Origin of the sequence: Streptomyces sp. NBC_00620 (assembly GCF_026341825.1) — a bacterium.
GTDB lineage: Bacteria > Actinomycetota > Actinomycetes > Streptomycetales > Streptomycetaceae > Streptomyces.
Window position 1 is genome coordinate 1,343,277 of record NZ_JAPENY010000003.1, and the last position, 22,233, is coordinate 1,365,509.

Here is a 22,233-nt window from a genome sequence, read left to right on the forward strand (position 1 = left end):
GGACCGTGCCCGACAGCGTCGCCGCTCTGAGTACCTGCTGTCTCTCCGCTTCCCCCGGTCAGGCATGAACTCCGCGGCGTCGAGGAGGAGTTGGACCGTCGCCTGGGTCCGGGATAACACGGAGGTGGTCGGTGGCGCCGGTCATGGGCTTGCCGAAGGCTCGGGAGGCAGCCGCGCAGGTGCGGATCGTCGATCTGAACGGGGAGGCGGAGGCCGAGGCGACGCTCGCCAGCCCCCCCTCGCCTGACAGCCTTCCCCTCAGGCGCAGCCCCCGCACGGTCCGAGCATCCCGCCCAGACGCTGTCCGGCCCGCTGCGGGGCGCCGCCGCCTGGGGGCCGCCGTCTTCTCCCCAGTTGGCGCGGCGCCATTCGCCGCCTCTCGTAGTGGGGCAGAGACCCTCAGGGAGCAATTCCGACGCCGTCGATGCGGCTCCAGTTTTTCTCCTGGGCCGCGGTCATGGCCGGCCAGACGAGCCCGCCCGGCCGTGCGTTGACGCGTGAGGCGTACGAGCCCGGGTGGAAGCCCGGATCGTAGAAGCAGCCGGTGCCGTACGTATCGTCGAATGCCGCGCAGGATGCCGCGATCGACTGGGGCGTCGGCTTCTTTCCGGTGCGCACCCACGTGTTCAGGGCGGAGATGGAGTTGGCGTACTCGGAGTTGCTCAGCCCGCTGTGCTCGCTCTCTCCGGTGAACGTCTGCACCAAGTACCTTTCCCGGTGCGCGCCTTGGAGGGCGGCTCGGTAGGCCGCCTCGTGTTCGACGAATGCCGTTGGGTCGTCGATGGCGTGGAGGGTGAGGACCGGGATGGAGACCTTGCCGGTGAGGTCGCTGTCGTAGGACAGGTCCCGTACGGCGGTCGGGTCGGCGGAGAACCGCTCTACGCCGGCGTTGAGCGCCTTGTCGTCATGTGAACCGGAGTACCGCACACCCTGGTTGCTGAACGGATTGCGGTCGCCCAGCCGGTTGTGCACGATGTCGCGGAAGGTGAAGGTCGCGAACCGCAGGTGCGACTCCAGGGTGCGCTCGGGGATCTTTGTGACGGCGAGGATGTCGTCGAGGTTCCGCTGCTGCAGCGCGGTCCGCTCCTGTGGGGCGGAAGCGAATCCCGTGCATTCCTGCAGGCGGGCGCGGAGCCCGGCGGCTGTCATGGTCGAGTCGGCGCGCAGCCCTTGCCACAGCGGGTACTGAGGCTCGCTGGGACGTGGGTGGTTCTGGCAGTAGTACTGGTAGACCACGCGCAGGTCGACCCGGTAGTCGTATCCGCGTGAGCCGCCGCCCAGGACGCCGTTGGTGAGCAGGGCTCCGTCGTACGGGCCGTTCTTCTTGCCGTAGGTCTCCACGACCTTGGCGGCTACGTTCCCGCCCCAGGACTGGCCGTGCACGTAGGTCCGCTTCGGTTTGCCGAACTCCTGGACGAACAGGCGGCGCAGATTCTCGGTGTCGGCGGCCGCCATCCGGGTGCCGTAGCCACCGCGACGATAGGACGAGCCGGCCCAGGCGTAGCCCTCGTCCACCATGACCGACCAGCGGTCCAGATCGTCGACGCTGCGGCCGGGGTCAGAGCCTTCACCGAGGTCGGGACCGCCGTGGGCGTGCACGACGAGCGAGCCGTTCCATGTCTTGGGGATGGCTATCGCGTAGTAGGCCCCGTTGGCATCCTGGCCGGTGTAGCACGTTGCCTTTTCCGCCAGGCTTGACGGGCATGCGGTGGATACCGGCCCGCCCGCATCCGCGTGAGCCGAAGGTGTGCTCGTGAGTGCGCCGATGACCACCCCCGCAAGGCAGGCTGCCAGCCCCACCCGGCGCTGCCTACCGGACCGGAACCAACTGGGGATACGTGCGAGCGTTCTGGACCTGTCCAAGGTGCGGCTCCCTGTCCTCGCGGGCGCACCGTTGCGCCGCGAGTCGTGATGCTAAGGAGGCTGCGGCCGAGGAACCACGTTCTTGATCATTATGTTCATAGTGTTCGCACAGCACTGCGCCGTCCCACGGGCCGAATATGGACCGGCCGCGGCGCCGTCCGAGGGGTGCCCGCGAAGGACCACCGCAACTACTTCGACTTCCACATCAACCACGTAAGGATCTCGCGGTGGAGCCGGTACTGATTGACCGCTCGTCCTGGCCGCAGGACGGCAGGATCGGCCGTATCACCGCAGGCGAGTACGCAGGGTCATATCTGCTCCTCGCCGCGGAGATCAATGACGCATGGGCCTTCTACATCAGTGAAGACCCGAGAACCGGAAAAGCCGACGAGCTCGCAGCCGACGACTTCTGGGCAACAGAGGAGGACACACCTCGTCTTGTCGAGGAGATGGCGGTTGACTGGGCCGACGAGTCGCAGGACGCGGCACTGGAGAAGGAGATCTTCGACATCCGCAGCGAATGGCACAAACGGCGCCGTAGAGGCTCCATGATCCAGTCACTGTTCCGACGTCCGGAACAGTCCGGCTGATTCACCTTGAGGCCACCGGCCGGAGCGGGCTTCCGGCCGGTGGCCCCACTCGCAGCAGCGGCCGCACAACCAGCCGTACCAGGCACCCCGGCGGCACCCTCGTCAGCAGCCGGATCCCGTCGCAGCCGAACACTCCTCCTGCAAGCTGCTACGAACCCTTCAACTCCTCGATGTGCTGAGCGAGTTCGGGCGCAAGGCTCTGAATCTCCGCCCTGTCCTTGCCATCGGCCGCCACGCGGAGCTTCCCCAGGTCCGTGTCCACCGACGCGGGATCCTGAGCCAGGGTGTCCTTCGTGTGTGTTCAACCGGGTTGCGCCGTAGTGCTACCCGATGGCGTAGCCGGTGATCTCGCCCATCCACTTGATCAGGTCGCCCGCGTCCTCGTTGGCGCCGTGGCCGCCGTCCCAGTACATCTTGAGGCTGACGTCGTCGCCGAGGTTCTGCGTCTTGAGGGCGAGGTTGGTGATCGCGGTCAGGGAGTGCGTGGTGTCGCTGGTGCCGATCCGCAGCCACCAATGCCTTGCCCGCCGAGGGTTGCGCTCCTCCAGGTAGGTCATCGGGTTGGTCAGCTTGATCTTGTGAGGGATGTCGCGATCGATCGTGGCGGTTTTGTCGCCGGTCGCGTACCGCAGGCCGAAGTTGGTGAAGTGCCGGGAGTTGTGGGTCTCGTCGCCGAAGTAGCCAGGCTCCGGCTGTGCCATGGCCTTGTCGTCGAAGGCGGGCACGGAACGGGACCGGGCGATGTGCGCGATGTATCCGTCCCAGGAGAAGGACGCCTTGTCGCCCGCCCACTTGATGAAGGGGTTGGCGGTCAGGTAGGTCGTCCTGTCGGCCTCGGAGAGGGCCCGCAGATGGCTGGTCGCGGCCGGCTGTACGTAGTTCTCCAGCAGGTACCGGTCGTAGTTGGCGGCCGTCACCCGGCCGAACCGGCCCACGCCGTGGAGGCCGAGGGACGCCTGGTACTCCGCGAACTGTGCGGTGAGCTGCTTCGAGGCGGTCTGGTCGACCAGCTCGCCGTTCAGCTTGGCCGCGCTGAACATCCACTCGTAGGCCTTGTCGGCGTTGCCGAGGTCGATGATGGGGCAGAAGACGGCGGAGGCGAACACCGCGTCGCTCGCCTCGGCCGCGCCGATCTCCCGGAGGTAGGAGTCGAACAGCGGGCTCCCTACTGAAGCGCCCATCATCGAGGAGAAGTTGCCGCCGGCGCTGCCGCCGTTGGTGATGATCTTGCTGGGGTTGCCGGGCAGCACGCCCCTGTTCTTGTGGACGTACCGAAGTGCGGCTTTCAGGTCTACGAGGGCGGCGGGAGCCTTGCCGTAGTACTTGCCGTCCTTGACGTTCTCCCGTCCACGCGCGCCCGAGGTGACCACGACGTAGCCGGCCGCGAGGGCCAGCGCCGAATTGTCACCCTGGTCGCCCGCCCCGGGGGGAAGCGGCGGCCTGGTCGTGGGCGTCGCGGTCGGGGTGGCGCTGGGGTCGGCCGAGGAACTGTCGCTCGGGGACGGGCTGGACCCGCCGCCGGGGTTCGTACGGCCGGCGGGCGTGCCGGAGAGGAAGCCGCCGAGCGGGATGGAGAAGAAGATCGGAGCGTGGGAGGCGTCGACGGCCTGCCCGTCGATCTCGACCGGCTGCTCGACGTTGAGGCACTGGTAGGTCGGGTCCACGGGATTGGCGACGTAGACGATGTTCTCCCAGAACCGGTACGTGATGCTCTTAGTGGCACCGTCGGCTGTCGTGACGGTCTTGACCTTCGTTGTGTAGGAGTCCTTGGGGAACGTCAGCGTGCCTACGGTCGCAGCCGCCGCGCCCTGCGTTCCGCCGTAGTACATGGCGGCGGTCGCTCCTGCAGCGGTGGCTGCCATGCCGGAAAGGAAAATTCGGCGCTTCACATCAACATCCTTCACGGAGTGCGGGTTTGTGTGACGTCATGGACAACGGGCGACACTCCTTGACACGAACAAGCAGCTGATGCTGTGCTTTTCCTGAGAAAGAGCGTCACGCCGGGTCGATATCGGGCAATTCCGTCGCAGTTTCCCCGGCACGGTTGGGTGAGGCCGAAGGAGACGCAATGGTCTCGTCGCGTGGGGGGAAGCCATGGATTCAAACTGCCTTCTGAAAACCGGTTCCCGCGTCCCCTGAATGCCGTCTCTCGCGCATACCGTGCCTGCCGTATCGTGCCCCGCGGTATACGTGGGTCGGCGTAGGGCGAACCGTCGACCGGATCCCTTGAACACCGCGAAGGCGCAGGTGGATCCGTGTGCGCGAAGAGTCGCCGCGGATGGGGTGACCGCGGTGCCGTACGACGGTGCGGTACGACGGGTGGGGTGTCCCGGCCGGTTGTGGCGCGTACCGTGAACGGCGTCAACTGTGTGGACGCGCCCTGTCGCGAGAAAAGACCGGCCGGACTCCGGAGAGGGTGAGTGTGCTGGAAGGAATCCGCCGCCGGACGCTCGGCAATCCGTTCCTGGTCGATGGGTTGCTCGCCATTGTCGGGGTCGCCCTCATTCTCCCGGGATTCTTTCGGGCGGGCGTCTCGGTGTGGCCCGCGATGCTGTTCTCCCTGTTCTCGGCAGGGCCGCTGACGGTGCGACGGAGTATGCCGGCGGCCGCGCTCGCGGGGACGACCGTCGGCTACCTTCTCGCCCTGCTCTGGATGAGGGAGCCGGGCCCGGGAATCGTGTGCTGTCTGGTGGCCCTGTATTCCGAGGCCGTGGCGGCCCCGCGTACCCGCGCTCTGATCACCGGCGCGATCGCCGGGACCATGATCCAGCTCTTCACATCGATCGTGACAGGGGTTCACATCTTCGCCCCGGCCAACCTCATGCTGATCGCATGGCTCGGCGCGGCCACCGCCATCGGTGACGCCACCAGGAACCGCCGCGCCTACATCCAGGCCATCAAGGACCGCGCCCTGCGCGCCGAACGGACCCGGGAGGTGGAGGCGTCCCAGCGGGTCGCCGAGGAGCGCCTACGGCTCGCCCGCGACCTGCACGACATCGTGGCCCACAGCATCACTGTGATCAACTTCCAGGCCGGGGCGGCCGCCCACCTGCTGCGACGGGAGCCCGACGCGGCCGAGGCGGCCATCGAGCACGTCATCACGGCGAGTGGCACCACCCTCGCCGAGCTCGGCACCATGCTGACCGTTCTGCGCCAACCCGGCGGCGAGCCACCCCTGTCGGAGCCCATACCCGCTCTCGACCGCCTCGACGATCTGCTCGACGGCTTCCGGGCCGCCGGCCTGGTGATCGACATACAGCGCGGCGGAAGGGCTTTCACCCTGAGCCCGGCCGTCAGCATGGCCGGCTACCGCATCATCCAGGAGTCACTGACCAACGCGCTCAAGTACGCCACGCCCCGGTCCGCGACGATCCGTCTGTCCTTCGCCGCCCACCGGCTTCGGATCACGGTGGTCAACCCGGTGACCCGCACCGAGGACGGGCGGCATTCCTCTTGGGGCACCGGTCGCGGCCTGCTGGGTCTGCGCGAGCGAGCCGCCTCCGTCGGCGGTCGCCTCGACATCACGGAGGGCCGCGAGGAGTTCAGCGTGGACGCCTTCCTTCCCGCGCTCCCCACGAAGCCCTGAACCCCGGCTCCGGCCGGCGCCCTTCGGACTCGGTACCGGGCTAGCGCCCCGCGGCCGCGGGGCGGACGAGCCCTGCCTGGTAGGCGCTCACCACGAGCTGTGCCCGGTCCCGAGCCCCGATCTTGGCCATGGCCCGGTGCACATGGGTGCGGACGGTCTGACGAGAGATGATCAGGTACTCGGCGATCGCCTGGTTGGACAGTCCCTCGGCCACCAGCGCCACGATCTCCCGCTCGCGGTCGGTGAGTTCGGCCAGTTCTCCGGAGAGGGCGGCCGGCGGTCCGTCGGGCAGCGAAAGGTACTTCGTGATCAAGGTCTGAGTGGCCTTGGGCGACAGCAGTGCCTCGCCGCGCGCCGCAACTCGGATGGCCTCCGGCAGTTCCGCGGGGCGCATGCCCTTCCCCAGAAAGCCGCACGCCCCGGCCCGCAGGGCCTGCAGGACGTACTCGTCCACCTCGTAGGTGGTGAGGATCACGATGCGGACGCTGTCCAGATCCGGATCCGCGGTGATCTCCCGCGTGGCCGCCAGACCGTCCAACTCCGGCATACGGATGTCCATCAGCACAATGTCCGGTGTGGTGCGGCGGACGACTTCGATGGCCTCGTGGCCAGTCTCAGCCTCTCCCACCACCTCCAGGTCGTCGGCCGAGTCGATCAGAATGCGGAATCCACCCCGCAGCAGAGCTTGATCGTCGGCGATGACCACCCGGATCATGGCGTCCTTCATGCCGTCACCCTACGACAGAGCGGAGAGTTCGTCTCCGGCTACGGCGATGGAGATCGCCGCCGCCCGTCACTCTCCCCGTGAAGGCCAAGGGCCGGGACGGTGACGGCAGCGGCGATCGGGAGGCCGGCCGGTGCTCAGCCGGTCGGATGCCCGCCAGTTGCGGACGCGGTCGACACAGGCGACGTCGTGGACGTGTCCGTCCGGACGGCTCGCTTCGCCGCCTGGATCTGCTCGTAGACGTGGGTTCGCAGTTCGGTGAAGCGAGGGGCGACCCGGGTGTGCAGTTGATCCCGTTCGTCGGGCAGGTCGATGTGGAGCTCGTCCTGCACGATGGTCGGCGAGGCGGAGAGGACGATTACCCGCTCGCCGAGGTAGACCGCCTCGTCGATGTCGTGGGTGACGAAGAGGATGGTGATCCCGCGCTCGTGCCACAGGACCCGTACCAGGTCCTCCAAGTCGGCGCGGGTCTGCGCGTCGACCGCCGCGAACGGCTCGTCCATCAGGAGGACTTGGGGCTCGTAGGCGAGCGCGCGGGCGATCGCCACGCGCTGCTGCATCCCCCCGGACAACTGCCAGGGGTAGGCGTCGGCGGCGTCCGGGAGTCCCACCGACCGCAGTGCGTCGGTGACCAGCTCCCGGCGTTTCGCCTTCGGTATCCCCTTCTCCTTCAGGGGGAGTTCGACGTTGCCGGCGACCTTCATCCAGGGGAAGAGGCTGCGCCCGTACTCCTGGAAGACGATCGCCATTCCGGGCGGCGGGCCGGTCACCGGTACGCCGTCGAGGAGCACCTGTCCCGAGGTCGGGCTGAGCAGGCCGCCCATGCACTTCAGCAGGGTCGTCTTGCCGCAGCCCGACGGTCCCACCAGACAGACGAGTTCACCGGCCTTCACGGTGAAGGTGAGGTCGCGGACCGCCTCCACCTGCCGGCCGGACCCTTGGTAGGTCTTCCGGAGGCCACGTACGTCGAGCATGGTTCGCCCTTTCGGAATGTTCACTCACGACCGCCGGGTGGACGCGCGCAGGCCGTGGTACCAGCCGAGCACCCGGCGCTCAGCGAAAGAGAAGGCAAGGGAGAGCAGGAATCCGAGCAGGCTCAGGAGCAGGATTCCGGTCCACATGTCGGGGATGGCGAAACTGCGCTGAAACTGGACCACGGTGAAGCCGATGCCGTTGTTCGCCGCGAACATCTCGCTGATGACCATGAGGATGATGCCGATCGAGAGGGCCTGGCGCAGACCGGCGACGATCTGCGGACTCGCCGAGGGCAGCACCAAGTTGCGCAGCCGCCCGACACCGCGGACGTGATAGGAACGCGCCGTCTCCAGCATGACCGAGTCGACCGCGCGCACGCCCTCCACCGTGTTCAGCAGGACCGGCCAGACACACCCGCTGGCGATCACCACGATCTTCATCGTGTCGCCGATGCCCGCGAACAGCATGATCACCGGCACCAGCACCGGGGGCGGCACTGCCCGCAGAAACTCCAGTACGGGCTCGCAGAAGGCGCGCATCCCACGGTAGGAACCGATGACGGTGCCCAGGCCGATGCCCACGACGCCCGCGAGCGTGTAGCCGCCGGCCAGACGCAGCACACTGGGCAGCAGCTCTGCGCGCAGGCGTTCGCCGGTCCACACCGAGGGGAAGATCTGAAGGATCGTGCGCAGCGGCGGCCAGAACGGGTCGGTGCTCCCGTCCGACGCGGCCCACCACAGTCCCAGCAGCACCGCAGGCAGGCCGACCGCGAACAGCACCTGTCGTGTCAGCGCCCTCACAGTACGGTCTCCCCCCGTACGGACTGGTGCCATGCCAGGGCTCGCCGCTCCACCGCTCGGGCCCCCAGGTTGATCAGGAGCCCCAGGGCTCCGGTCACCGTGATCAGCGCGTACATGTCGGGCACGGCCTGCGACGCCTGGGCGACCGCGATCAGCGACCCCAGTCCGGGTGCTCCGATGACCAGTTCCGCAGTGATGGCGAGCACCAGGGCAACCGCCGCGGCGAGCCGGATTCCGGTCATGACGTAGGGCAGTGCCGTCGGCCACGTCACATGCCTGATGCGTGCCCAGGTCCCGAGCCCGTACGACCGTGCCGTCTCGTCGGCGACGGGGTCCACGTCCTGGACGCCGTACAGCACCTGGATGAGCACCTGCCAGAACGACGCGTAGACCACCAGCAGAAGCACCGAGCGCAGTTCGGAGCCGTACAGCAGTACGGCCAGCGGGATCAGTGCCACGGACGGGATGGGACGCAGGAACTCGATCGTCGACGCCGTCACTTGGCGCAGAAATGGCACAACGGTGATGAGCAGGCCACAGAGGACGGCCGCGCCCGACGCGATCCCCAGGCCGATGACCCAGCCTGTCAGCGTGTCCCCGAGTGCCGACCAGAAGGCGGCATCGCCGAGTTCCTCGCGCAGCGCGCCGACGATCCTGCTCGGGGGCGAGAAGTAGTCGGCGTCGACCAGGCCGAGCCGCGGCACAGCCTCGCCGAGGGCGAGGAAGGTCGCGAGCCCTGCCGCTCCGAGTGCGATGTTCGGAATCCTCACGGCAGCAGCTCATCCAGGTCCGGCGCGGTCTTGAACAGGCCGTCCTGCTCGCCGAGTTTCTCCAGGGTCTCCACCGAGGACCGGCTGATGTCCTCGGGCCACTTCGGCAGCGTCACTTTCGACAGGACGGAGGCGGGGATCTCCGTGTACGTGGCGACGATGTCGCGGACCTCGTCCGGGTGGCTGTTCGCGTAGTTCAGCGCCTCCGCGGTGGCCTGCTGGAACTTGTTCACCACATCGGGGTTCTTCGTCGCATACGACTGCGAGGTGAAGTACATGGCGACGGTGAGATCCTTGGCCACGTCCACGTAGGGTGACGCGATCTCCACACCCCCCTGGTTCAGGATGGTGGTCAGTGCGGGCTCGACCGCCATCGCGGCGTCCACTTGGCCCTTCTCCAGAGCGGCGGGCATCTGGTCGAAGGCCAGCTCCACGAACTTCACCTTCGACGGGTCACCCCCGGCCTTGCGCACGGACTCGCGGACCGAGGTGTCGAGGATGTTCTTCAGCGTGTTGACTGCAACCGTCTTGCCCTCCAAGTCCTTCGCGGACTTGAGAGAGCTGCCCTTCTTGACGACGAGCGCGCCATAGTCGTCGCCGTCCACGCCGGTGGTCGCCGCACCGTTGGAGACCGCCTTCACCTGTATGCCGTTGCTCTGAGCGACCATCAGCGACGTCGTGTTGCTGAAACCGAACTGGAACTGGCCGCTGACCACGCCCGGCACGATGGCCGAGCCGCCCTGCGCCGTGGTCATCGAGACATCGAGACCGTACTTCTTGTAGATCCCCTGCTTTTGGCCGAGATAGATGGGGGCCACGTCGACGATCGGAATGACCCCGACCTTGACCTTGGTGGTACCCCCGCTTTCCGACGCGGCGTCGCCGGAATCTCCGGACGATCCACAGGCCGTGGCCACGAGCAGAAGTGAGGCGGCGGCGATGCCGGCGAATAGGCGTTGCATGGTCTGTCCTCCCGCGGACCGCGCCGAAATGCTCCGGCCGGTTCGCGCGCAATGGGGTGTGGCAGGGCGAGAGACGAAGAGTCAAGACATGGCGTCGAGTTCGTCGTGCCAAAGGTGTCGTCCGCGGCTCATCCGCACATCCCCCGGGCACCGTCACTGGCCCGTACAACGTCTGCCGTACGACGGGTGAGGGATACGGTCACAGCCGTACCGGGCCAAGCCTGCGGATCGCTGTGCGCGCAAAGCCCGCTTCCACATGCTGTTGCCCGGCGACCACGGGAATGACGGTTTGAATGACGTCGGTGGCTCCGCCGCAACTATTGGAAAGACCGGATGCGCTCTCGCCGGCCGTTGCTACGCGGCGGGACAGCTTCCCGCGCTCCTACCGGTGGAATCGCTGCGTCTGGCGGACGCGGATCTGGACCGGCTCACCGAGGCGTCGGCCTGACCACACGACGCGTCGGGAACGGGAGGCGAGTTCGGGCCAGGCGAGACAACAAGGCACAAAAAGCCTCGGCCACCGCGACATCATGCGCGGGAACACCCCCGCCGACTGGATCATCTCCACCGCGCCCGCGCACCTCGCCCTGGCCAGCCAGGCCGACTTCATCACCGTCCAACACCTCCGCGCCGACCCGCCCACCGCCCCAGGCCGGACATACCTCCTGGCAGGACTACTGCGCTACGGCGCCTGCAAGCGCCGGATGGAATCCTGCCGGGCCCGCCGACCCGCCTACCGGTGCCGCCACGGACACTCCAGCGCCACCCCGTCCACGTCTCGTCGGAAACCCAACGCTACCTGCGTGAGGACCGCGTCCTGCCCCACCTGCCCGCACTACTCCTCCATAGAACACCTCCGGACCGAGTCCATCTCGCTGACCTTCAACCCGAGACCCCGGACCCTGACCGCGGACACTCCTCACGGAGAAAGGATCACGACCGGCTGACCACACCCCCAGCTCACCGACTCAAGGAAGGCAGGAGAGGCCAGAAGACCGCCGGAACGACAAAGCGCCCGCGCCCGGCCGGGAGCCGGAGGCGAGTGCCAGTTTCCCCTGCCCGCGGAACGGGGCCTGTGGGGCAAAGATGTGTCCGAGGTCGGAGTCGAACCGAAAGCCCAATCGGTCGTGCTACGCGCCGACCTGGAGATTCAGGTCGACCCACGCGCCAGCCGAGGGCGGTCGGGATCTGCTACTTCGGATGATGCGCCGTGAGGGCCGCCTCGACAAGGGTGGACGCCGATGTTCGCTCGACCGGGATATTCGAGCAGGGCCGCACCCTGCGCGCGGTAACGATGACCATGGCCACCGTCATCGGCCTGACCTTCCTCTTCGGCTTCGGCAACGTATGGACCCTGGCCCTGCGCCTCGGCGTGCCAGCCTGGGTCGCACCCCTGGTAGCCCCCGCGGTGGACCTGTCGGTACTCGGACTACTCCTGGGCATCCGCCACCTCGCCCTGCACGGCGCAACCCCGAGCAACTGCGCCCGGCCCGGCGACTGCTGATCTTCTCCAGCGTGATGACCCTGGCCCTGAACGTCACCGATCCGCTGCTCTCCGGGGACATCGGCAAGGCCGCATTCGACGCGGTTGGACCACTGCTTCTGATCGGCTGGGCGGAGGTCGGTCCCGGTCTTCTGCGGGCCATCAGCGACATCCAGAGCCGGGACGAACAGCCGACATGGACCACAGCCGGAGCGCACGCCAACGGTTCGACGATGGATGCAGACGCAGCCGCTGGGAGGCAGCCTGCGTACGACGACCTCCTGGAGCGGGCCCGGCGAGAGGACACCCGCCACCGGGAACTACACCAACGCCCAATTTCCGCCGAGACACTGCGCAAACAACTCCGCATCGGCGCGGCAAGATCCAGGGTCCTAGTGGCCGTGATCCGCGACAACAGCAGCGAAGGACCGGCCATCGAGACGGGCCGACCCAGGCGCCAGGCCGGATCGAGGAGGTGGCACACCCCGGCAGTAGCAGCGCACAAGGAGACGGCGGAGGCGTGGACTGAGCCCAGCCCTAAGGCACTGCGACTAGGGCCGGCAGACCGGCAGCGACCATTGTGGACCGTGGCGTTGCCGCCCCATCTCGGGGTCATGCCCCACAGTTCCCCGAACTCGACGATGGCCCTGACGTTGTCCACACGGTGGGTCGACGAGGCGAGCCGGTGGAACGGGCCGTACAGGGTCGCCGGACCCTCCGGCAGGCTCTTGCCCGCGGTCAGCATCTTGGTGCCGGCCGCGACGGTCGCGGCGCCCACGACCGCGTTTCCGCCGGAGGCGCGGCCTATCGCCATCTCCGCGATTTCCGCAGCGCATACCGCGGCTGTGGCCAGGCAGCCCCACCCAGGGCGACGGCCACCGGGGCGGCGACCACGACTGCTGCTACGCCTATGACGACGCCCAGCACTACCTTCTGGGGCTTTGGGTCAGGCCCCTTCATGAACGTCACCTGCGCCGTTTCGTGGCCTCCGTCCGTGCGGGCCGGGACGGTCATGGTGCCGCTTCCGGTGCCGCCGCCCGCCTTCTGGTACCGGAAGGTCTTGGTGGAGTGGTCGACCCAGGTCCCGTTGGGACCCAGCGTCATGTGGTCACGGTAGCGGCCGTCACTGCACCCGTGCTCGCAGTCCGTGATCGGCCGCAGGCCAGTGGAGTCGGACTTGGTGACGGTGATGTTGTTGGCGTATCCGTTGAGGGAATCATGGTCGTCGCGGGCGAGGACGGGGTTGACGGAGAGGATGGGACCGATCGGGGGGCGCGTCACCGAGTGGGACAAGACAGGTGCGGCGGCTTCGAGAGGACAAAGACCCTCTGAAGCCGCCGCATCTTTTGTCTGACTGGATCAGGCGACCGGATCCTCAGCCAGGATCGCGTCGCGTGTCACCTCAAAGGCAGCCTCCGCTTCCGGGTCACGTTCCATCATTCGCTCCCAGAAATCTCCTGCGATCCATTCCTTTGGCCCCATGCTCAGCCCACCTCGCCGATAGATCTCCACCCTCCACTGGGAAGGGATGGCGTCCGACACCTGCTCAAAGTACTTCCCGCTGTACAGGCCAGCGAGGTCGCCTGGCGAGTGCTCGATTCGCAGGGAGGAAGAACCGTCACTCCGTACATGCAGTTCGAGTACGACGTATTCTTGCCCCGGAATGAAGTGGTAACTGCCATCGACAGGGTTGGGAAGCGCGTCCGGGGCGCCCAGATAGCGAACTCTCACCTTCTCTCCCCTCCGCCCAGCTTCACCTTGTAATCGTAGTAGTACATTTCTCCACTCACTTCATTTCTGTAGGAATGAAGTGAAAACGTCCCTTCGCGTCCCGGGGTGTTGAGTCGCGGAATAGCATACTTTCGGGGATTTGGGTGTGCGGGCTGCGTACCGGTTACTCCACGGATCTGTCTGATGCGGAGCGGGAGATCCTCCGTCCGTTGGATCCGGCGGTCAAGCCCGGTGGACGACCGGCGAAACACATGCGGCGGGAGATCCTCAACGCGTTGGCGTACTAACTGCGGGCCGGCTGTGCCTGGAGACTGCTGCCGCACGACCTGCCGCCGTGGCAGACCGTCTACCACTACTGACCGCGATGGCAGCAAGAAGGCGTGTGGGAGCGGATGTTGACGGCGCTGCGTGAACGCAAGCGGGTGCAGCTCGGCCGTGATCCCACTCCCAGTACGGCCATTATGGACAGCCAGAGCGTGCGGGCCAGTGAGCGCGGTGGCCCGCATGGGTACGACGGCGGCAACAAGGTCAGCGGCATCAGGCGTCTGGGTTGACGGTAGGCAGCCGCTCGGCTCCGCGCTCTCATCGGTGCCCATGGTGGCGCCCGCTGTGCACGGTGCGAGTCGCTCGCCCTCGCGGACGTAGTGGACGTGGACCACGTGCAGCCGCTCGCTCTGGGTGGCGACGACATAGACGAGAACGTGCAGCCGACGTGTAAGAACTGCCACAACCTCAAGACCCGCGAGGACTTTGGGGCGATCGTGCCCCCGTTCTAGTTGGTGGCCGTTCGCTCAGCATGGGTCAGGTGGTAGACGCCTCCCGCGACACCAACCCCCGCCACGAAGACGGACGGGTTAATAGGAACCATGCTCCTTCCCCCCTTCCTGATGTGCCCCTTTACCCAACGGCGTGCCTTCTTGGTGAGGACGTGCCAGGCGAGTTCGGACGTGTGCAGAACGAGCAAGAGGGCAGAGACCGTGACGGCCGGACTCGAACCGGCTGCCTGATCCCAAGCTGAACGAACGGACAGTCAGACGGTACAGAGGAGTACCCGAGGTGACGAACGGGGGCGAGTGAACCTCATCGATTCGTGATCCACGCTGCGAACCCCGAGCACGCACTAGCAGAGAGCAACGTCAAGAACTTCACGGGGATGCGCTGCATGGTCATGCGGAATCCGCCAATACGGATGTCCAGGACCGGGGCGTTCTGCTCGGGCTCCATTCGCTGACCCTCCATCAAGTCACTTGCAGAGCTGGATGCGCCTACACCCCTCTACCATCCCCAATTCGGCTTTCAGAGAGTGCACTCGGGGTCACCGATTGAGCCCGCACCTGGCACTGAGTGTCACCCACCCCCCTCCCTTTCTCACCTTTTGTCATGATTTCGGAATCACCGTGTGGCCTTTGTGGCGCTTTTTGATCGCGCACTCGTCGGTCAAAGCTAGAACGTCATCCACAGGAAGTTCTCCGCATAGCCCCATGCCTCGCAAGCCCCGCCCCCCCTTGCTCGGTACCCGGCTGCCCCGAGCGTCACCATCGGGACGTAAGCCACGCCGCGAGCCCACTTCCCGTGGTCGTGGCGAGTGCTACCACCACCCCATCCAGGGACGCATTGAATCGTCACGTGCAGCCCGCCGCAGCGGAGTTCGAAAGCGGCTACACGATGCTCGGGCTGATTAGTCGATGCCATGCCCCAAGCGCATCATGCATGATCGGTGAGCACCACGGTTCGGCGGTAGTCCCGCAGTAGTCCCACCCCGTGCCTGTAGCCGCAAGGATTCCTAGTCAGGGTTCTCGTCGTCGCCGGGCGGAGAGACTTCGCCGCGCACGCTCACGTTGCCACTCCTGCAACAGCTCTTTTCGATCTTTGGAATCCTGGGGCCAGATGCCCCGGACGATGGCCATGCACGCGAACAGAAGCAATCCGAGCAAGCTGAAGACCAGCACGGCACCCCACGGGGCTCCGTCCGGAAGTTGAAACACGGTGTTGAGCCTTCCGACCTTAAATGGTCGGCGGGTCATTCAGGCAGCAAGTACGGCGCTCCCCAGCGCACTGCTGCGATGCCCGCCCCGGTGAATTGTCACGGGGAAGGAGGAGTTCGGGCCGCGGGGATTGACCTGTGGCGACGCGTTAAGCGGGTCGAGAGTCCACGCAGGCACATCGTTCCGCACCATGCTGCCCAGCAATAGGGAAAGCAGCAGCATCAGGACTCGCCCGAGGTAGCGCAGGAGACAGGAAATCATCTCTGCCAGAGAAGCAAGAAATTCTCGCACGGCAATACGTCGCTCGTTGGCCGTGGACGCCGAACGCAGATTTTCAGCTAGTACCCTGAGACGTTCACGAGCGTCGCGCCTGTTTTCAGGCGACCACGGGGCGAGAGACCAATGAGAACCATTGAAGTATGGGTCCTCATCGAGAGATGAAACTGTCGCTTCTAGGTCCGCTGCGTGATCGACAACGTTCCAACCCCTGCTGGGTTCCAATACAGGTACGTCGAGAATTGCGTTCGGGCCTAGCCCATGCCACTCATCTCTACGAACGGAACGCCCAATACATTGAATGGCGGTTGCGATTTCTTCAATCGATCGCTGCCCCTTAAGCGTCTTGATTTGTATGGCCCAGTGTTGGCCATAGATCAGATCAAGTCCCGTATCGATCGTGGGTTCAGTCTCTTCCATCTCACCCCCTGAGCTAGTGCGTTGCCGCCAACAGCTTAGCGGCTCGTGCCTACAGACCCGTCCCTGCACCGGAGTTGCCCCAAGCCCCGTAAACCCGCCCCCTTGCTCTGACCCCGACTGCCCCGAACTGACCACGGGCGGACACTGCCCGACACATGAGCGGGAAGCCACAGCGCAGCGGGAGACACCGGGCACCAGCTCGTATGGACGGCGGTGACCGAACATCCGTAAGCGCTACCTGTACGCACATCCGTGGTGCGTGCTCGACACCAAAGCAGCAACCGTTGCTGACCACTTCCCCGAGTCACGGCGTGCGCTGGTCGCTCGGGGTGTCGCCGATCCGGGCGCGTGGTCTCTCTGCATCCGCTCTGCACGTCGTGCCACAACCGCGAGACCGCGAAGCACCAGCCAGGCGGTTGGGCTGCCGAGCGCATGAAGCCTCACCCAGTCGTAACCGACCAGGCGGGGACCCCCTCGCCCGGCCGAGATTGCACGGCAGGGAGGGGAAAGAATAAGAGGCCGCGCAGGTAGGCGTGGGGTCATGGTCGCCGGGTGGGGCGTTCGGCCCAGCGGTGAGTCGTCCATGCCTGACGGATCAGACTACGTACGGTGATGATGGTGTCGGTGAGGTCGAAGAAGGGCGTCGATGACGGTGGTACGGCGTTCGTAGCAGCGGGCGAGGCGGTGGAAGGCGTTCTGCCAGGCGTGGGTGCGTTCTACGTGCCACCTCTGGCTTGCCTGGATCGGCGCCTTCTCTCCCTTGTGCGAGATGCGGCCGTGCAGGCCGCGTTCGCTGAGCAGGGTGCGGGTGGTGTCCGAGTCGTAGCCGGCGTCCAGGTGGACGGTGATGTCGTCGGGCAGCGGTGCCAGGTCGTCCAGGCGGTCCAGGGTCGGGGCGAGCAGCGGGGAGTCGTGGTGGTTGGCCCCGGCCAGGACTCGGCCCAGCGGGATTCCGTAACCGTCCGTCATGTCCGAGCGTTTCAGGCCCTGTTTGCCGCGATCGACCGGTGACCGTCCGGTGGCCTCGCCGCCGGGGGCCTTGGTGATGGAGCCGTCGACGGCGATCTGGTCGAGGACGAGGCCGACGATCCGGTCGTAGGAGTCCAGCGCGATCTGCTTGAGTCTGGCGAAGACGCCGAGCTGGATCCACTCGTCGCGCCGGTTGCGGATCGTGGTGGCTGAGCAGGTCGTGTCGGCGATCGCCTGGTAGGAGCAGCCGAACCGCAGGAGTTGCAGCAGCTTGTCGAAGACGATCCGGTCACTGATCCGCGGGCGGTGGCAGCCCAGCGGGTGGGCCGGATCGTAGGCCGGCCGCTGTGGCAACAGCGCCGCGAATTGGTCCCAGAGGGGTTCGGTCAGCCATGACGGCAGTGCAGGCACAGGTCTCCCAGTGATCACAGAGCGTCGCAACTCCATGATCGCTAGGCCCTGTGCCTGTTCTACTATCTGCGCGAGCTCTTATGACGAAACTCGCGAGTTCTTGCACATTCCTCTCGGTCCTAAAGGTCACCGCGGGTCATGTGCTGCAATTGAGATATGTCTCTGGGCGAACTTCGCGACCTGCTGGAACGGCATGCGCGGCCCGATCCGACCACTGCCATCGACGGCGTCCGGATCTGCAAGGCCGACCACGCCGTGCCGCCGGAGTCCGCGATGTCTGGCACGGTCCTGGCGGTGATCGCTCAGGGCCGCAAGCGTCTGGCACTGGGAGACCGCGTCTACGAGTACGGCGCCGGTCAGTACCTCATCGCCTCGGTCGACCTCCCGGTGACGGGGCATTTCATCGACGCCGCCCCGGGTCCCCCCACGCTCGGTTTGGGGATGACTCTGGAACCTGCCGCCATAGCGGAGCTGCTGCTACGAGCAGGGCCGGGGGATCTGCCTGGGCGCCCCGGCACCGTACGCCCGGGAATCGCAGTCAGTGACGCCCCCGACGAGTTGCTCGACGCTGTCGTACGGCTGGTGCGCCTGCTCGACCGGCCACAGGACCGGAAGGCGCTGGCCCCGCTGGTCAAGCGCGAAATTCTCTGGCGATTGATGACCGGGGAACAAGGCGACGTCGTTCGCCAGCTCGGCCTGGCCGACAGCAGCCTGACGCACATCAGACGTGCGGTGCAGTGGATCCGGGAGAACTACACCCAGCCGTTCCGGGTCGAGGAGGTAGCGCAGCTTTCCGGCATGAGCGTCTCTGCTTTCCACCGGAATTTTCAGACGGTAACGGCGATGACCCCGATCCAGTTCCAGAAACAAATCCGGCTGCAGGCGGCGAGATTGCTGCTGGTGAATCGTCCCAACGACATCACCGGCGTCGGACACCGCGTCGGATACGACAATCCCTCCCAGTTCAGCCGGGAGTACCGGCGCCAGTTCGGTGTCCCGCCCAGCATTGATGCGGAGCGAATGCGTAGCGGAGCCGTTCCCGCTGGTGCGGCGCTGCCGTGAAAGCCGACCGAGCGAAGAGGATTGTGCAACGAAGCGAGAGGATCTTGCTGGCGCAGAGTCCGTGACGTTGTTTCCATGGAGGTACCGGAGTTGTCCACCAATTCCGGGATGAAGCAGGAGGCGGGTAATGAAGGTCGCCGACCGCTCACCGAATGCGCTCCGATCACCTCCGATGGAGAGAATCATGAAGTACCGCACGCTGGGCCGATCCCAAATCGAGGACTGCGACGCGCTCCTCGGCGATGAAGAGCGGGCCGGGCGGTGACTGTGGACGACGCCGTCGCCCGCGCCCTTGCCATCGGGCCGGACTCTTCGGCGGCCGAGCGCACGATCGACGTCACGACGCTGGGTGCACGCAGCGGCATCGCGCGGCGCATCGAGATCTGGTTCCACCGCATCGACGGCCGCTGGTACCTGACTGGCATGCCCGGACCTCGTAACTGGTACGCGAACCTGCAGGCCAATCCACGGTTCGTCGTACATCTCAAACACGGGGTCACGGCCGACCTGCCCGCGACCGCGGCGCCGGTTGACGAGCCGACACGGCGGCGAGTGATCACCGCGGTCCTCGACCTGCAGAACCGGCCCGAGATTGCGGCGCGGGTCAGCCGACGCCAGAACTTCGACGAGTGGTTCGCATACAGCCCGCTGGTCGAGATCGTCTTCGACGACGTGACGGTGCGGACAGCGTCTTCGACGCAACCCGCCTAATCCGAACCTTCAGCCACGCCGTGGCAGCCAACCATGCTGCATCGATTGGGCCTTGGCATGCGCCCAACCGGGCACGGCGGCCGCAATACCGACAACCGCCGGTCCACTTTGTGGGTTTGTGCGGCGAACAACCCCAGGAGACCACCATGCAAGAGAACCTGATCAACAAGATCTACATAGACGGTGAGTTCGTCACCCCGCACGGCACGGAACTCGCCGACCTGTTCAATCCCACCACCGGGAAAGTGATCGGACAGGTCCAGCTCGCCGACGAGGTCGATACAGCGGCGGCTGTTGCAGCGGCGAAGCGTGCACTGCCGGCTTGGTCCGCGACATCGAAGGAAGAGCGGCTGGACGCACTGCGCCGGCTTCAGGCCGCGGTCGCCGCGCGAAGGAACGAAATTGCGGACGCCGTCCTCATGGAGTACGGCGCGCCGGTGCGCAACGCATGGATGGTCGATTCGGCTCCCGGTGCGATCGCCGACATGATCACGACGTTGGAGGGATTCGACTTCGCACGGCATGTCGGCAACGCAACGGTGGAGATGGTGCCGATCGGCGTCGCCGGCCTGATCACGCCGTGGAATTCCGATCCGTTCATCATCTGCGACAAGCTCGCGACCGCTCTGGCGGCCGGCTGCACCGTCGTCATCAAGCCGAGCGAGATGAGCGCGACACAGACCCATGTCGTGACCCAGGCACTCCACGAGGCCGGACTGCCCCGAGGCGTCTTCAACATCGTGACGGGGCGCGGCGATGTCGTCGGATCCGCGATCACCCGCCACCCTGACGTCGCCAAGATCTCCTTCACCGGCTCGACCGCAGTCGGCAAGATCATCTTCCGCGAGGCGGCCGAGACGATGAAGAGCCTGACGCTCGAACTCGGCGGGAAGTCTCCGTCGATCATCCTCGACGACGCCGATCTCGAGGAAGCCGTCACAGGCGCGTTGATGGCCGGGTTCGCCAACAGCAGCCAGGCGTGCGTCGCCGGCACCCGCATCCTCGTCCCGGAGAACCGACTGGACGAGATGCTCGCTGTCGCCACGGCGAAGATGGCAGACTTTCCCGTCGGCGACCCGGGCGACCAGGCGACCGTCATCGGTCCGATGGTGAGCGAACGGCAGTGGGAGCGCGTCCAGGGCTACATCCGTCGTGGTGCCGAGGAAGGCGCCCGGATCGTCGTCGGCGGACCCGGCCGCCCGGAGGGCCTCGCGGACGGATACTTCGTACGACCGACCCTGTTCGCGGACGTCACCAACCACATGACGATCGCACGCGAGGAGATCTTCGGGCCGGTGCTGTCGATCATCACCTACCGCGACGAGGACCACGCCGTCGAGATCGCCAACGACACCGAATACGGCCTGCACGCCTACGTGTTCTCGTCGGATCCCGCGCGAGCGCATCGCATCGCGTCGCGGCTGGAGGCGGGCCGGGTGGCGATCAACGGTGGCTACGAGCCGCTGTCCCCGTTCGGGGGGTTCAAGCAGTCGGGCATCGGGCGGGAATACGGCACCTTCGGTCTTGAGGGCTTCCTCGAACCGCGGTCTGTGATGGCCTGACCGACATGTCCGGGCCTCGTGACTGATTCGCGAACCCCTGGCCCATCGGCGGCCCCGCAGCACTTCGGTCAGCCATGACGGCAGCGCGGGCGCAGCCCCAGTGATCACAGAGCGTCGCAACTCAATGATCATCGAGACCTGTGCCCGTTCTGTTGCCAAGACCGCCACCCCGCCTATCTGCGCTACCTCTCAGAGGGTGCTGTCTCTCGCTGTTTCATCCCGGATTGCCAGATTGATGCTGGTTCGAGTGCCGCGCCAGCTCGGGGTGGATTCCGCGGTCAGTCGACGTGTCATGAGGTTGATCATCGCGAGGTGGATCATGGCTTCGGAGCGGTGCGGGTGTGCGTCGTAGTCACGGGCCAGGCGCCGGTGGTTCATGAGCCAGCCCAGCGTTCTTTCGACCGTCCAGCGACGTGGCAGGACGGTGAAACCACTGGTGGTGGGGTTGCGGCGGACGATGTGCATGTCGATGCCGAGGGTGGCGGCATGTTCGACGAGGTGCTGGCGGTAGCCGCCGTCGACCCAGGTCTTGCGAACGGTTGGGTGCTCGGCGGCGACCTTCTCGATCAGGCTCTGGCCCGCGATGGAGTCCTGCACGCTCGCAGCGGTGTCCAGGACTCCGAGGAGAAGTCCGACGGTGTCGATGACGATGCTGCGCTTACGGCCCACGATCTTCTTGCCGGCGTCGATACCCTGCCCGTGGGCGGGAACATTGGTGGAGGTCTTGATGCTCTGCGAGTCGATGACGCAGGCGGTCGGTTCTTCCTCGCGGCCTTCCTGCCTGCGCACTTGGCGACGCAGCAGGCTGTTGAGCTGGTCGAAGACGCCTTCTTCCTGCCAGCGGGCGAAGTAGGCATAGACGGTGTTCCAGTGCGGATAGTCGTGCGGCAGATAACGCCACGGGATCCCGGTCCGGTTCACATGGAGGACCGCGTCCAGGAGGCTGCGCAGGTCATGGTCAGGGGGCCGGCCGATGTCTAGGCCGTGGCCTCGACGCTCGGACCGCCAGGCGGTCAGGACCGGTTCGACCAACTCCCACCGGGCATCGGACAGATCGCTGGGATAACGGCGACGTTCGGACACGGTCTCGGACTACCCGCCAAGCCCGGGCGCTCAGACCAGCGCCCGAAGCAGACGGCGCACCACGCGACGTGTTGGGATGAAACAGGAGCAGCCAGGCCAAGACCCTCTCAAAAGCGTGACTGTTGCACCGAGGACCCCACCAACCTCAACCGCCCCTTTTACTCCGCAGCCGATAACTACTGAAACAACCAGCAATAAGGCCTAAACACCCTCTAAAAGAGCGTTTTGCCCCGGCGAGGTTGTTTGGTGGCGCTTCGCAGACCGAGCCGG

At 66.2% G+C, this 22,233-nt stretch carries 20 protein-coding genes and 1 pseudogene; 9 read left to right on the forward strand and 12 right to left on the reverse strand.

Annotated elements, in window-relative coordinates:
• Positions 1 to 399 precede the first annotated feature (399 nt).
• Positions 400 to 1,863, reverse strand: a complete 1,464-nt coding sequence (locus tag OG246_RS37230) for a hypothetical protein (RefSeq protein ID WP_266473270.1) — start codon at positions 1,861 to 1,863, stop codon at positions 400 to 402.
• A 227-nt stretch (positions 1,864 to 2,090) separates the two neighbouring features.
• Between OG246_RS37230 and OG246_RS37235 the strand changes: the two genes are divergently transcribed.
• The gene (locus OG246_RS37235) at positions 2,091 to 2,453 is read left to right on the forward strand and encodes a hypothetical protein (protein WP_266473272.1); all 363 of its coding nucleotides are present in this window, start codon (positions 2,091 to 2,093) and stop codon (positions 2,451 to 2,453) included.
• 323 nt (positions 2,454 to 2,776) lie between these two features.
• On the opposite strand, the gene OG246_RS37240 is transcribed toward OG246_RS37235, so the two are convergent.
• The gene (locus tag OG246_RS37240; RefSeq protein ID WP_266473274.1) at positions 2,777 to 4,315 is read right to left on the reverse strand and encodes a subtype B tannase; all 1,539 of its coding nucleotides are present in this window, start codon (positions 4,313 to 4,315) and stop codon (positions 2,777 to 2,779) included.
• Between the two features lie 560 nt (positions 4,316 to 4,875).
• Here OG246_RS37240 and OG246_RS37245 point away from each other — a divergent pair.
• Positions 4,876 to 6,039 (forward strand): sensor histidine kinase, encoded by a 1,164-nt coding sequence (locus OG246_RS37245; protein WP_266473276.1) that lies wholly within the window; start codon positions 4,876 to 4,878, stop codon positions 6,037 to 6,039.
• A gap of 40 nt (positions 6,040 to 6,079) precedes the next feature.
• On the opposite strand, the gene OG246_RS37250 is transcribed toward OG246_RS37245, so the two are convergent.
• The 5 genes from OG246_RS37250 to OG246_RS37270 all read right to left on the reverse strand — a co-directional run bounded on the left by OG246_RS37250 (position 6,080) and on the right by OG246_RS37270 (position 10,270).
• Positions 6,080 to 6,766: a response regulator transcription factor gene (locus tag OG246_RS37250; RefSeq protein WP_266473277.1), complete on the reverse strand. Its 687-nt coding sequence runs from the start codon at positions 6,764 to 6,766 to the stop codon at positions 6,080 to 6,082.
• A 134-nt stretch (positions 6,767 to 6,900) separates the two neighbouring features.
• The gene (locus tag OG246_RS37255) at positions 6,901 to 7,737 is read right to left on the reverse strand and encodes an ABC transporter ATP-binding protein (protein WP_266473278.1); all 837 of its coding nucleotides are present in this window, start codon (positions 7,735 to 7,737) and stop codon (positions 6,901 to 6,903) included.
• A gap of 24 nt (positions 7,738 to 7,761) precedes the next feature.
• Positions 7,762 to 8,571, reverse strand: coding sequence for an ABC transporter permease (locus OG246_RS37260; protein WP_266473280.1), 810 nt, complete (start codon positions 8,569 to 8,571; stop codon positions 7,762 to 7,764).
• On the reverse strand, positions 8,535 to 9,308 hold the full coding sequence (locus tag OG246_RS37265; protein WP_266473281.1) for an ABC transporter permease: 774 nt from the start codon (positions 9,306 to 9,308) through the stop codon (positions 8,535 to 8,537). The genes OG246_RS37260 and OG246_RS37265 overlap by 37 nt, the downstream gene beginning before the upstream one ends.
• Positions 9,305 to 10,270: an ABC transporter substrate-binding protein gene (locus OG246_RS37270; protein WP_266473282.1), complete on the reverse strand. Its 966-nt coding sequence runs from the start codon at positions 10,268 to 10,270 to the stop codon at positions 9,305 to 9,307. Before OG246_RS37270 ends, OG246_RS37265 begins: the two co-directional genes overlap by 4 nt.
• 530 nt (positions 10,271 to 10,800) lie before the next feature.
• On the opposite strand from OG246_RS37270, the gene OG246_RS37275 reads away from it, so the two are divergent.
• Positions 10,801 to 11,217: a hypothetical protein gene (locus OG246_RS37275; RefSeq protein ID WP_266473284.1), complete on the forward strand. Its 417-nt coding sequence runs from the start codon at positions 10,801 to 10,803 to the stop codon at positions 11,215 to 11,217.
• 263 nt (positions 11,218 to 11,480) lie between these two features.
• Positions 11,481 to 11,774 (forward strand): hypothetical protein, encoded by a 294-nt coding sequence (locus OG246_RS37280; protein ID WP_266473286.1) that lies wholly within the window; start codon positions 11,481 to 11,483, stop codon positions 11,772 to 11,774.
• Positions 11,775 to 12,557: 783 nt separating this feature from the next.
• Here OG246_RS37280 and OG246_RS37285 read toward each other — a convergent pair.
• Positions 12,558 to 13,034 (reverse strand): hypothetical protein, encoded by a 477-nt coding sequence (locus tag OG246_RS37285; RefSeq protein WP_266473288.1) that lies wholly within the window; start codon positions 13,032 to 13,034, stop codon positions 12,558 to 12,560.
• Positions 13,035 to 13,112: 78 nt separating this feature from the next.
• On the reverse strand, positions 13,113 to 13,484 hold the full coding sequence (locus OG246_RS37290; protein WP_266473290.1) for a hypothetical protein: 372 nt from the start codon (positions 13,482 to 13,484) through the stop codon (positions 13,113 to 13,115).
• A 380-nt stretch (positions 13,485 to 13,864) separates the two neighbouring features.
• On the opposite strand from OG246_RS37290, the gene OG246_RS37295 reads away from it, so the two are divergent.
• A complete protein-coding gene (locus tag OG246_RS37295; RefSeq protein WP_266473292.1) occupies positions 13,865 to 14,038 on the forward strand; it encodes a hypothetical protein in 174 nt (57 codons plus the stop codon).
• Positions 14,039 to 14,068: 30 nt separating this feature from the next.
• Complete coding sequence (locus OG246_RS37300; RefSeq protein ID WP_266474977.1) at positions 14,069 to 14,260, forward strand: HNH endonuclease; 192 nt, start codon at positions 14,069 to 14,071, stop codon at positions 14,258 to 14,260.
• A 1,248-nt stretch (positions 14,261 to 15,508) separates the two neighbouring features.
• On the opposite strand, the gene OG246_RS37305 is transcribed toward OG246_RS37300, so the two are convergent.
• Together OG246_RS37305 and OG246_RS37310 are read right to left on the reverse strand one after the other, a co-directional pair.
• Positions 15,509 to 16,165, reverse strand: a complete 657-nt coding sequence (locus OG246_RS37305) for a hypothetical protein (RefSeq protein WP_266473294.1) — start codon at positions 16,163 to 16,165, stop codon at positions 15,509 to 15,511.
• A 539-nt stretch (positions 16,166 to 16,704) separates the two neighbouring features.
• Positions 16,705 to 17,545 (reverse strand): annotated as a pseudogene (locus tag OG246_RS37310) (IS5 family transposase).
• Between the two features lie 156 nt (positions 17,546 to 17,701).
• Between OG246_RS37310 and OG246_RS37315 the strand changes: the two are divergent.
• The 3 genes from OG246_RS37315 to OG246_RS37325 all read left to right on the forward strand — a co-directional run bounded on the left by OG246_RS37315 (position 17,702) and on the right by OG246_RS37325 (position 20,880).
• The gene (locus OG246_RS37315; RefSeq protein ID WP_266473296.1) at positions 17,702 to 18,607 is read left to right on the forward strand and encodes an AraC family transcriptional regulator; all 906 of its coding nucleotides are present in this window, start codon (positions 17,702 to 17,704) and stop codon (positions 18,605 to 18,607) included.
• Between the two features lie 267 nt (positions 18,608 to 18,874).
• On the forward strand, positions 18,875 to 19,318 hold the full coding sequence (locus OG246_RS37320; protein WP_266473298.1) for a nitroreductase/quinone reductase family protein: 444 nt from the start codon (positions 18,875 to 18,877) through the stop codon (positions 19,316 to 19,318).
• Between the two features lie 146 nt (positions 19,319 to 19,464).
• Complete coding sequence (locus OG246_RS37325; RefSeq protein ID WP_266473300.1) at positions 19,465 to 20,880, forward strand: aldehyde dehydrogenase family protein; 1,416 nt, start codon at positions 19,465 to 19,467, stop codon at positions 20,878 to 20,880.
• A gap of 189 nt (positions 20,881 to 21,069) precedes the next feature.
• On the opposite strand, the gene OG246_RS37330 is transcribed toward OG246_RS37325, so the two are convergent.
• Complete coding sequence (locus tag OG246_RS37330) at positions 21,070 to 21,963, reverse strand: IS5 family transposase (protein ID WP_266473302.1); 894 nt, start codon at positions 21,961 to 21,963, stop codon at positions 21,070 to 21,072.
• Positions 21,964 to 22,233: the final 270 nt, after the last annotated feature.